Origin of the sequence: Streptomyces sp. NPDC055966, assembly GCF_042269865.1 — a bacterium.
Lineage (GTDB): Bacteria > Actinomycetota > Actinomycetes > Streptomycetales > Streptomycetaceae > Streptomyces.
Map to the genome: position 1 here is coordinate 19,050 of NZ_JBHJYK010000022.1, position 11,003 is coordinate 30,052.

Below are 11,003 nucleotides of genomic sequence, written 5' to 3' on the forward strand. Positions count from 1 at the left end.
TCCCCGTTGGTTTTGACGGCGTGCGAAAGGGCTCGGCTGTCTGTCACTGCCCCGGCGGCAGTGAGTACCCGTCGAACACCGACACCTTGCGCGTCGTGTCACCCACTCCGAAGTCCGTGCCGGTCAGAAACGTGTTGTTGGCCCGGAGGGCCGACTCGTCTCCCGACAGTTGGTTCATGAGGTGCTGGACCTGCTCGCCCCAGGTCGTGTGCATCGTGCCGACGGCACCCGAGGTGAGCCAGCCGTGCCCGTCCTTCGCGTCGAACGCCTTCACCACAGCGCCCGTCTCGTCGTCCGCCCAGGCCCCCGCCGTCCGGGTGGCGGGCTCGATGTCGTTGTGCAGGGTGTTCGCCGCGTTCGTCTTCTGGGCGGGTGAGGACGCGAGGTTCGGCCGCCCGCCACCTGCCGGTCCCCCACCACCCGGGTCCGCCACCTGATTGAGCCGCATTCCCACGGCGCCTTCGCCGTCACTTCCCGTCATGCCGCCTACCCCCGTCCGCCGCTCTGGCGTGCCGCGCCAAGCTAACAAACAGCCTGATTCCACAGGACAGTTGAGCGGCGCCCTTGATATTTCCTTTGCTTCGGGGAGTGGCGGGCAGGGCCAGGACTACGTCGATCAGGTACGGGTGACCGTCCCGCACCCCTTGCTGTGGTCGTCCGACACGGACTTGCTGCGGTCGTACGGGTCCGTGGCCGGGCCCGTCGCCGGGGCGCCCGTGGGGGCGGTGTCCGGGAAGACGGGGTGGAAGTAGCCGTCGTGGACGCCGCACTCGGTGTTGTAGAACTCGCTGCCGGACGACCGGACCGTGAGCTTGCCCCCGGTCGCGATCCATGTGCGCGGGTCGAGCAGGTCGAAGGTCAGGTCGCGGCGGATGATCGTCCGTGCCACGGCGGCGTCGGCTCCGCCGGACTTTCCGCCGGCCCGTACCAGCGGGTAGACGAAGGTGTAGTCCGCGTGCACCCGCACCTCGCCCGCAGCGCCCGCGGAGAACGTCGTACGACCGCGCACCTTGACCACGTCACCGGCGAGGACCACCTGTGCCGGGTCGAACCGGGTCACCAGTTGCAGGGGGTCGTACCGGCGGTCCGGGGTGCGCAGCGAGCGCCGCAGGTCGGACAGTTCATCGGGGTGCTTCTGCTCCGGGTCGAGCAGGGCCAGCACCGAGGTGGGCTGCCCGCCGCGCAGCACCGCCGGGTCCAGGTTGGCGCCGACCAGGAACTCCCTGACGCGGCGCAGGGCGACAGCCATGTCCGCCTGGCCCATCCAGCCCACGGCCTTCGCGCTCGGCACCTCGATGGCGTCCGCCCCGTCGGCCCACCGCTGCGCGGGCGAACCGAGGAACGGGTCCTTGCGGGTGGGCGGTCCGGCCTGGTCGACCGCGCCCGGGGCGCTGGTCGGCGGTGCCGTCTCGGCGGGCAGCGTCGAGGCCGAGGTCCGGGAGCCGTGGTCGCGGCCGGGCAGCCGGTCCAGCAGCAGCGACGGCCGTACGGCCACGAGGGCCAGCGCCGCTGCCAGCACCACACCGATCACCGAGCCCACGGTACGGCGCCGGCGGCTCCGCCCGTTCATCTCCCGCCAGGCCGGACCGGTGCGCCATCCCGGCGGCAGCGACGGCTGCGGCTTCGCTGCCCGCTTCCGCCAGCGCCGCCGGCCGTTGCCCTCGGTCGCCTGTTCCCGGACCGCCTCGTCCTGCTCCCGCAGCCGACGGGTCACCATCCGCGCCCGTGCGGACGGCTCCTTCGGCGCATTCCTGCCACCGTCCTCCGCGGCTTCCCGTAGGAACGCCTCCCACTGCTCGTCGGGTATGGAGGACTCGTCGGGGTGTTCGGGCTGTTCGGGAGGCTGGACGGCGGTCACGGGTTCGCTTTCGGTCGTGCAAGATCACTGGCGGGGGCAGTGTTCTTCGCCGACACGGGTATTGCACAGAGGGTGTGTCAGATTTTGTGAAAGCCGTGATCCAACCGGTATGGATCCCGTCAGAGCGTGCGCACGAACTCCGACCAGGCCTCCGGCGCGAGGGTGAGGCGGGGGCCGGTGGGGGTCTTGGAGTCGCGGATGTGGATGGTGGTGGGGGCTTCGGCTACTTCGACGCAGTCGCCGGGTTCGTTGGTGCTGCTGTAGCTGCTCTTGAACCAGTGGAGTTCGGCGGTGCTCATAGTCTCCCCAGCGCTCGCTCGATGAAGGCCTGCGACTCCCTCGGTGTGAGGGCTTGCGCCCGGATCATTCCATAGCGCAGTTCAAGGATCTGGAGGTCCTTGGGGCTTGAGACCGGGCGGCCGTTGAATGCGCCGTCGGAACGTCCGATCGCGGTGCCGTCAGCGAATTTCAGTACCTCGACCAGGCCTGCCGCACCGGCATGCTCCTCCCGGTCGGTTGGCATGACCTGGAGCGTTACGTTCCTCAACTGGGCCACCTCCAAGAGGTGTTCGAGTTGTCGAAGCAGCACCATCTTCCCACCGTAGGGACGTTCGAGCGTCACCTGTTCCTGGACGAAACTGAGCGTCGGAGCCGGATCTCGTCGCTCGAAGACGGCCTTACGAGCCATACGCGCGGCGGTTTCCCGCTCAACGACGTCCTCGGCGAGTGCGGGCTGTCTCATCTCGTACATCGCTCGCGCGTATTCCGGCGTCTGCAACAACCCATGGATGTTGTGATTGCTGTACAGCAGCATCTCCACCGACCTCCCCTCCAGCTCGGCCAGCTCCCGCACCTTCTTCGGATACCGCGCCTTCCGCATGTCCTCCATGAACGCCCTCAGATGCCCCTGCGCCTTCAGGATCTGGTCCGCTCTGTCCAGGGCCTCCGGCCGAGGAATCCGTGCCCCGCGCTCGATCTTGCGGATCATGTCCTCGCCGTACCCGAGGGCGGCCGCCAGATCCGGCACGCTCACCCCGGCCGCCTCCCGGCACACCTTGAGCAGGCGCCCCACCGCCTGCACCACCGGCTCGATCTCGTCCCCCGGCTCGACGTCCCAACCGGCCTCGTCCACACCGTCGTTCATGACTCCTCCTCCGACGCGCACCCTGTACCCGTACAACGCCTGAGACAGCCGAGACAGCCGAGACAAAGCGGGGACAGTCACCGTACGTAAGGGCGTTGACACTCACCCATGGAAGCAAGTCCGGCCACTCTGAGTGACGTGACCCAAGAATCCGTCATCCCCGACTTCACGGTGCTGCTGTCCCCCACCCCGCGCGGCGCCCACCTCGCCAGACTCCTCGCCGTACAGCAACTCCGCGACTGGCAGCTCCCGTTGGACGCCGCGGAGCACATCGTGGCCGAGCTGGCCGCCAACGCCGTGACCCACGGCAAGGTACCCGGACGGGACTTCCGGCTCACGCTCTACGTCGTCGGCGACACACTCCGCATCGAGGTGACCGACACGCGCGGTGACCGCCTGCCCGGCGCCCAGCCCCTCACGGCCGACGCGGAATCCGGGCGCGGACTGCACCTCGTCGACGCACTCGCCGACCGCTGGGGAGTGGCCGAGGGCCCCACCCCGCGCAAGACCGTCTGGGCCGAGATCTCCATTCCGGCACCGGAGCACGGGCGCCCGTGCTCCGGCGTGACGGGCGGTCTTTCCCAAGGACGTACGAGGGTGAAAGAACCCGACCAAGCCCCACCCCTCCCGCCCACGGCGCAAACTCACCCGCGAGGGTGAACATCGCCAACTCAGCTGGATTCGGGGCCTATTGCCTGCCTTACGCTCGGCGCAACACAGCCGCAGACATGCGACGGCCCTCGCCGGGACGGCAATCCCGTTGCGAGGGCCTGACCACCGAGGAAGGTAAGGACTTCCCGATGGACACCCAGCACCTTAGCGCGCCCCCGCACGCCCAGTCCCGCGTTGCAGGCAACAAGCACCCGAACCGGGGCCCTCGTTCCGGCGTCGGGGGGCTCATCCACGAGCACACCCGCCACACCTCCCGCTTCACGGTGATCGGCAACCACCTCGCCCAGCACCCAGAACTGTCGGGGCTCGCCATCGGGCTCGGCGTGCACATCCAGTCGCTGCCGCCGGGCGCCCAGGTCGACATCAAGACCCTCGCCGCCCGGTTCCCCGAGGGCGCGACCCGCGTCGCCGCAGCCCTGCGTGAGCTGGAGACTCACGGCTATCTGCGCCGCGAACGCACCCGCGTGCCCGGCGGCCGTATCGTCACCCGCACGGTCTCCTGCAACCAGCCCGGGTCCCGGAAGGACGCCCACCAGCCCAGGGGCGTCGCACCCGGTACGAAACACAAGAAGCAGGAACGCCGCCGGGCGCTGCCCCCGGTGCCCCGGTCGGCCTGCCCCTCCCCCACGCTCCTCCAGCAGGCCACGGACCTGCTCGCAGGCCTGCGTCGCCACGATCCGCGCCTGCTCCTCTCCGAGCACGACACCACGCACCTGGCCCCGGGCGTCGCGGCCTGGCTGGAACGCGACGTCGGCCCCACCGCCGTACGCCAGGCCCTGACCACCGACCTGCCACCGGAGGCACTACGCCGCCCCGCCGCCCTGCTGGCCCACCGCCTCACCAGCCAACTGCCACCCCCGCCCCCGTTCGCACCGGCCGCCCCACCGCCCGTACGGCACCCCCTGCAGACCTGCGACGTCTGCGACCGGGCCTTCCGCGCACCCCACCCCGGCCACTGCCGCGACTGCCGAACCGATCTCCCGGAGGCCGCCCAGCATGAAAGCGACGATGCTCCGTGCCCCTCGGTACCGGGCCATGCGTGACTTCGTTCAATCCACGGATGACGCGCTCCCAGGCAAGTTTGAGGTCACCCGGGAAGGGGTCGTCCACGACATGATGTCGCCCAACGGGCGGCACGAGCTGACGGTGGTGCGGCTCCGCAAGCTCCTGGAGAAGGTGATGCCGGAAGCGATCGTGGCCCATACCGGGAAGCCCGACGTGGAGTGCGAGCCCGAGCGAATCATGCGCCGCCCTGACGTCATGGTGATTACCTGGGCGGACATGGAAGTTCCTGATTCCTTCGATCCCCGCACCCTCATCGCCGCCATCGAGATCGTCTCCCGCTCCAACCCTGACAACGACTGGGTGGGCAAGGTCCGCGACTACCCCCTGATGGGCATCCCCGTCTACGCGATCTTCGACCCCCGCACCGGCACCGGCGCCGTCTTCACCGACATCCACCCCACCCCGGACGGCCCCCGCTATGCCACCCGCAAGGACTTCGTCTACGGCGAGGACGTCACGATCGCCGACTGGACGATCTCGACCGAGGGTCTGCCGCTCTACGGGTGACCCTTGAGGACACCATGAGCACTCCCGAGATCGCCCGTCGGCCTGCGCCCGGACAGCAGAAAAGGCCCGCACGACCGAAGTCGTACGGGCCTCCCCTCAGGTCGGAAGACCTCAGGTCAGGTGACCTTCAAGCAAGCGGAACTTACTTGTTGATCTTGGTGACCTGGCCGGCGCCCACCGTGCGGCCACCCTCACGGATGGCGAACTTCAGGCCCTCTTCCATGGCGATGGGCTGGATGAGCTGCACCGACATCTCGGTGTTGTCACCCGGCATGACCATCTCGGTGCCCTCGGGGAGGGTCACGACGCCGGTCACGTCCGTCGTACGGAAGTAGAACTGCGGGCGGTAGTTGTTGAAGAACGGCGTGTGGCGGCCACCCTCGTCCTTGGACAGGATGTAGGCCTGCGCCTCGAACTCGGTGTGCGGGGTGACCGAGCCCGGCTTGATGATGACCTGGCCGCGCTCGACGTCCTCGCGCTTGATGCCGCGGAGCAGCAGACCGACGTTCTCACCGGCCTGGCCCTCGTCGAGCAGCTTGCGGAACATCTCGATACCGGTGACCGTGGTGGTGGTCTTCTCGGTCTTGATGCCGATGATGTCGACGGTCTCGTTGACCTTCAGGACACCACGCTCGATACGGCCGGTGACGACCGTACCGCGACCGGTGATCGTGAAGACGTCCTCGATGGGCATGAGGAACGGCTTGTCGACGTCGCGCTCCGGCTCCGGGATGGCGGCGTCGACGGCGTCCATGAGGTCCAGGACGGACTGGCCCCACGTCGCGTCGCCCTCAAGCGCCTTGAGCGCCGAGACCTTGACGACCGGGACGTCGTCGCCCGGGAACTCGTACTCGGAGAGGAGCTCGCGCACCTCAAGCTCGACGAGCTCCAGGATCTCCTCGTCGTCCACCATGTCGGCCTTGTTCAGGGCGACGACGATGTACGGAACGCCGACCTGGCGGGCCAGGAGCACGTGCTCCTTGGTCTGCGGCATCGGGCCGTCGGTGGCGGCGACCACGAGGATGGCGCCGTCCATCTGCGCGGCACCGGTGATCATGTTCTTGATGTAGTCCGCGTGACCCGGGCAGTCGACGTGGGCGTAGTGACGCGCCTCGGTCTGGTACTCGACGTGCGCGATGGAGATGGTGATACCGCGCTGGCGCTCCTCAGGAGCCTTGTCGATCTGGTCGAAGGCCGAGGCCTCGTTCAGGTCCGGGTACTTGTCGTGCAGCACCTTGGTAATGGCGGCCGTGAGGGTCGTCTTACCGTGGTCGATGTGACCGATGGTGCCGATGTTGACGTGGGGCTTAGTCCGCTCGAACTTCGCCTTCGCCACGGGGTCCTCCTGTGGAGTGGTTCTGAACGCCTTGCTTCATCGGCGCCAGGTGATCTTTGCTGGAAAGCCCGGGGCCGGGGGCATTCCCCCACGAATGCGGGTGAATGCCCCTGGCGGCTCCGGAGTCAAGCCTAAAGCGTGTGAACGCGGAGCGTTACTCGCCCTTGGCCTTCGCGATGATCTCCTCGGCGACGTTCCGCGGAACCTCGGCGTAGGAGTCGAACTGCATCGAGTAGCTTGCGCGACCCGACGTCTTGCTGCGGAGGTCGCCGACGTAGCCGAACATCTCCGACAGGGGCACGAGGCCCTTCACGACGCGAGCGCCGGCACGCTCCTCCATGGCCTGGATCTGGCCACGGCGGGAGTTGATGTCGCCGATGACCTCACCCATGTAGTCCTCGGGCGTGGTGACCTCGACGGCCATCATCGGCTCAAGGAGCACGGGGGACGCCTTGCGCGCGGCCTCCTTGAAGGCCTGCGAACCGGCGATCTTGAAGGCGAGCTCGGAGGAGTCGACCTCGTGGTAGGCACCGTCGTGCAGGATCACGCGGACACCGGTCATCTCGTAACCGGCGAGGATGCCGAACTGCATGGCCTCCTGCGCACCGGCGTCCACCGAAGGGATGTACTCCTTCGGGATACGGCCACCGGTCACCTTGTTCACGAACTCGTACGAGGTGTCGCCACCCTCAAGCGGCTCGATGCCGATCTGCACCTTCGCGAACTGACCGGTACCACCGGTCTGCTTCTTGTGGGTGAAGTCGACGCGCTCGACGGCCTTGCGGATCGTCTCGCGGTAGGCCACCTGCGGCTTGCCGACGTTGGCCTCGACCTTGAACTCACGGCGCATACGGTCGACCAGCACCTCAAGGTGCAGCTCGCCCATGCCACCGATGATGGTCTGGCCGGTCTCCTCGTCCGAGTGGACCTGGAAGGACGGGTCCTCCTCGGCCAGGCGCTGGATCGCGACGCCCAGCTTCTCCTGGTCGCCCTTCGACTTGGGCTCGATGGCGACCTGGATGACCGGCGCCGGGAAGTCCATGGACTCCAGGATGACCGGGTTCTTGTCGTCGGACAGCGTCTCACCGGTGGTGGTCTGCTTCAGGCCCATGACGGCGACGATGTCACCGGCGCCCACCGACTCGATCTCCTCACGCTTGTTGGCGTGCATGCGGTAGATCTTGCCGATGCGCTCCTTCTTGCCCTTGACGGAGTTCAGCACCGAAGAGCCGGACTCCAGGCGGCCCGAGTACACCCGGACGAAGGTGAGCTTGCCGAGGTGCGGGTCGCTCATGATCTTGAACGCCAGCGCCGACAGCGGCTCGTCGTCGGACGGCTTGCGCTTGACGACGACCTCGGGGTCCTTGACGTCGTGGCCCTCGATGGCCTCGATGTCGACCGGGGACGGCAGGTAGCGCACGACCGCGTCGAGCAGGGGCTGAACGCCCTTGTTCTTGAACGCGGTGCCGCAGAACACCGGGGTGATCGTCTTGCCGTCGGACTTGCCGGACGCGATGGTGATACGACGGATCGCGGCGTACAGCTGCTCCTCGGAAGGCTCCTCGCCCTCCAGGTACAGCTCCATGATCTCTTCGTCGTTCTCGGCGACGGCCTCGACCAGCTTGCCGCGCCACTCCTCGGCGGCCTCGGTGTGCGTGGCCGGGATGTCGACGACGTCGTACATCTCGCCCTTGGTGGCCTCGGCGGACCAGACCAGGGCCTTCATGCGGACGAGGTCCACGACACCCTGGAAGTCGGCCTCGGCACCGATCGGGAGCTGCATGACGATCGGCTGCGCGCCCAGGCGGTCGACGATCATGTCGACACAGCGGTGGAACTCCGCGCCCGTGCGGTCGAGCTTGTTGACGAAGCAGATACGCGGAACGCCGTAGCGGTCCGCCTGGCGCCACACCGTCTCGGACTGGGGCTCGACGCCGGCGACGCCGTCGAACACCGTCACGGCACCGTCGAGCACACGCAGGGAGCGCTCCACCTCGACGGTGAAGTCGACGTGACCCGGGGTGTCGATGATGTTGATGGTGTGGTCGACGTCTTCCAGCGGCCAGTGGCAGGTGGTGGCAGCAGAGGTGATCGTGATGCCACGCTCCTGCTCCTGCTCCATCCAGTCCATGGTGGCAGCGCCGTCGTGGACCTCACCGATCTTGTACGACACACCGGTGTAGAACAGGATCCGCTCGGTGGTGGTCGTCTTGCCCGCGTCGATGTGGGCCATGATCCCGATGTTGCGGACCTTGGCCAGGTCAAGTGAAGTGGTAGCCATAAGGCTTCAGTCTTCTCTCGGTCTCGATGTGGGTAGCGACTACCAGCGGTAGTGCGCGAAGGCCTTGTTGGACTCGGCCATCTTGTGCGTGTCCTCGCGCTTCTTGACGGCCGCACCGAGGCCGTTCGAAGCGTCGAGAAGCTCGTTGAGCAGACGCTCGGTCATGGTCTTCTCGCGACGGGCGCGGGAGTAACCGACCAGCCAGCGCAGCGCGAGCGTGTTGGCGCGACCGGGCTTGACCTCGATCGGAACCTGGTACGTCGCACCACCGACACGGCGGGACTTGACCTCAAGGGTCGGCTTGATGTTCTCCAGCGCGCGCTTCAGCGTGATGATCGGGTCGTTGCCCGTCTTCTCACGCAGACCCTCCATGGCGCCGTAGACGATGCGCTCGGCGGTGGAGCGCTTGCCGTTCAGCAGCACCTTGTTGATGAGCGACGTGACCAGAGGAGAACCGTAGACCGGGTCGATGATGACCGGGCGCTTCGGGGCGGGGCCCTTACGAGGCATTCTTACTTCTCCTTCTTGGCGCCGTAGCGGGAACGGGCCTGCTTGCGGTTCTTGACACCCTGGGTGTCGAGGGAGCCACGGATGATCTTGTAGCGAACACCCGGCAGGTCCTTCACACGGCCGCCGCGCACGAGCACGATGGAGTGCTCCTGCAGGTTGTGTCCCTCACCCGGAATGTAAGCGGTGACCTCGATCCCGCTGGTCAGACGCACACGCGCGACCTTACGCAGGGCCGAGTTCGGCTTCTTCGGGGTGGTCGTGAACACACGCGTGCAGACGCCACGACGCTGAGGGGAACCCTCAAGTGCGGGCGTCTTGTTCTTCTCGACCTTGTCCTGCCGGCCCTTGCGGACCAGCTGCTGGATCGTAGGCACTACTTCTCCGGTTTCTGTGTGCCGAATGGTGAAGCTAACCTGGTACGTCGCCGACCCACGCGGTCGGGTGTGTCGAATCCCGCAGACCTTGCCGCAAGGGCAAAAGGGCGCAGAGTACGGTGGCCATGTGCGGCTCGCTGTGCGGTTGAAGGCACGCACGAGAGCCAGGGCACACCCCAGGCACAAGGTCTGAGCGTACCTACCTCACGGACTTCGGTCAAAACAAATGGAGCGGGCCCCGACACGCCGGACTTCTCACCTCGTAAGCGAGGTTTCGTCCCACTTGTCCGGCAGCCGCCGGAGGGCCGTCCCGGCACCGCATCGTCCCTGGTCGGAGCGGCCACCGGCGACCTTCGGACATTTATGGCCGATTTACGGTCTTGCCGGGGGTACGGCCGATGCGCTTTCAGTACGTTGATCCGTCCGCTGCGGGTGAACAATTCGGGGGACCGGCATGACGAGCGCGTGGACCACCACCTCGGTACGGGACGACGGCGGCCTGGACGACCGGGTGCCCTTCCTGGCCCGGCTGGAGACGGAGGACCGGGCGGCACTGCTCGCCCTCGGCCGGGAGCTGACGTTCCCCGCCCGCACGGTGCTGATCCGGCAGAGCGAGCCGTCCTCGTACGTGCTCTTCCTCGTGCAGGGCTGGACGAAGGTGACCGCGGCGGCCACCAACGGCTACGAGGCGCTGCTCGCGCTGCGCGGCCCCGGTGACATCGTCGGCGAGTCGTCGGCGATCACCGGACGGCCGCGGTCGGCGACGGTGACCGCGCTGGAGCCGGTGCGCTCGCTGGCCGTGGAGCACGAGCGGTTCCGCGGCTTCCTCCAGCACTCCCCCGCCACGTCCTTCGCACTGCTGGGCCTGACCGCCGACCGCACCCGCGCCGCCGACCGCCGCCGCCTGGAGTTCGCCTCCCTGAACGTGCGCGAGCGCCTCGCCGTCCTCCTGCTGGAGCTGGCCCGCACCCACGGCCGCCGCACCGAGGAGGGCATCGAGCTCTCCGTCCCGCTGAGCAAACAGGAGCTGGCGGGCTCGGTGGGCGCCTCGCGCGAGATGGTCCAGCGCCTGCTGAAGGAGCTCCGCGACAAGCAGGCGGTCACCACGGGCCGCCGCACCCTGCTGATCCGCCGCCCCGACGTGCTCCGGCAGATAGCGGCGGCGACCGTGACGGAGGGAGCACCGGCGATTCCCTCGCCGCCGCGGTCGCCCGAGGGATGACACCGGCCCCCGGATTCACTCTGTGCACACGGTC

Annotated in this window: 12 protein-coding genes; 4 read left to right on the forward strand and 8 right to left on the reverse strand. The window is 67.8% G+C overall.

Annotated elements, in window-relative coordinates:
* Positions 1-43: 43 nt before the first annotated feature.
* The 4 genes from ACFC8N_RS36800 to ACFC8N_RS36815 all read right to left on the reverse strand — a co-directional run bounded on the left by ACFC8N_RS36800 (position 44) and on the right by ACFC8N_RS36815 (position 3,002).
* Positions 44-448 carry a hypothetical protein gene (locus ACFC8N_RS36800; RefSeq protein WP_376293335.1) on the reverse strand — a complete coding sequence of 135 codons (405 nt, stop codon included), beginning with the start codon at positions 446-448 and terminating at the stop codon, positions 44-46.
* Between the two features lie 168 nt (positions 449-616).
* Positions 617-1,858, reverse strand: a complete 1,242-nt coding sequence (locus ACFC8N_RS36805) for a hypothetical protein (RefSeq protein ID WP_376293336.1) — start codon at positions 1,856-1,858, stop codon at positions 617-619.
* A gap of 119 nt (positions 1,859-1,977) precedes the next feature.
* Positions 1,978-2,157: a DUF397 domain-containing protein gene (locus ACFC8N_RS36810; RefSeq protein ID WP_376293339.1), complete on the reverse strand. Its 180-nt coding sequence runs from the start codon at positions 2,155-2,157 to the stop codon at positions 1,978-1,980.
* Entirely contained in the window at positions 2,154-3,002 is an 849-nt protein-coding gene (locus tag ACFC8N_RS36815; RefSeq protein WP_376293341.1) for a helix-turn-helix domain-containing protein, read from the reverse strand. The genes ACFC8N_RS36810 and ACFC8N_RS36815 overlap by 4 nt, the downstream gene beginning before the upstream one ends.
* A 138-nt stretch (positions 3,003-3,140) precedes the next feature.
* Between ACFC8N_RS36815 and ACFC8N_RS36820 the strand changes: the two genes are divergently transcribed.
* The 3 genes from ACFC8N_RS36820 (at position 3,141) to ACFC8N_RS36830 (ending at position 5,246) form a co-directional block, all read left to right on the forward strand.
* Positions 3,141-3,662, forward strand: a complete 522-nt coding sequence (locus ACFC8N_RS36820) for an ATP-binding protein (protein ID WP_376293343.1) — start codon at positions 3,141-3,143, stop codon at positions 3,660-3,662.
* A 140-nt stretch (positions 3,663-3,802) separates the two neighbouring features.
* The gene (locus ACFC8N_RS36825; protein ID WP_376293346.1) at positions 3,803-4,717 is read left to right on the forward strand and encodes a helix-turn-helix domain-containing protein; all 915 of its coding nucleotides are present in this window, start codon (positions 3,803-3,805) and stop codon (positions 4,715-4,717) included.
* Positions 4,671-5,246 (forward strand): Uma2 family endonuclease, encoded by a 576-nt coding sequence (locus ACFC8N_RS36830; RefSeq protein ID WP_356027372.1) that lies wholly within the window; start codon positions 4,671-4,673, stop codon positions 5,244-5,246. The genes ACFC8N_RS36825 and ACFC8N_RS36830 overlap by 47 nt, the downstream gene beginning before the upstream one ends.
* A 142-nt stretch (positions 5,247-5,388) precedes the next feature.
* On the opposite strand, the gene tuf is transcribed toward ACFC8N_RS36830, so the two are convergent.
* From tuf to rpsL, 4 genes are all read right to left on the reverse strand, one after another.
* Entirely contained in the window at positions 5,389-6,582 is a 1,194-nt protein-coding gene (gene tuf, locus ACFC8N_RS36835) for an elongation factor Tu (RefSeq protein ID WP_356027374.1), read from the reverse strand.
* A 154-nt stretch (positions 6,583-6,736) separates the two neighbouring features.
* On the reverse strand, positions 6,737-8,863 hold the full coding sequence (fusA, locus tag ACFC8N_RS36840) for an elongation factor G (protein ID WP_356027376.1): 2,127 nt from the start codon (positions 8,861-8,863) through the stop codon (positions 6,737-6,739).
* Positions 8,864-8,902: 39 nt separating this feature from the next.
* On the reverse strand, positions 8,903-9,373 hold the full coding sequence (gene rpsG / locus ACFC8N_RS36845) for a 30S ribosomal protein S7 (RefSeq protein ID WP_003992340.1): 471 nt from the start codon (positions 9,371-9,373) through the stop codon (positions 8,903-8,905).
* A 2-nt stretch (positions 9,374-9,375) separates the two neighbouring features.
* The gene (rpsL, locus tag ACFC8N_RS36850) at positions 9,376-9,747 is read right to left on the reverse strand and encodes a 30S ribosomal protein S12 (protein WP_003948652.1); all 372 of its coding nucleotides are present in this window, start codon (positions 9,745-9,747) and stop codon (positions 9,376-9,378) included.
* A 454-nt stretch (positions 9,748-10,201) separates the two neighbouring features.
* On the opposite strand from rpsL, the gene ACFC8N_RS36855 reads away from it, so the two are divergent.
* Complete coding sequence (locus ACFC8N_RS36855; RefSeq protein WP_356027379.1) at positions 10,202-10,969, forward strand: Crp/Fnr family transcriptional regulator; 768 nt, start codon at positions 10,202-10,204, stop codon at positions 10,967-10,969.
* The last annotated feature ends 34 nt before the right edge of the window (positions 10,970-11,003 follow it).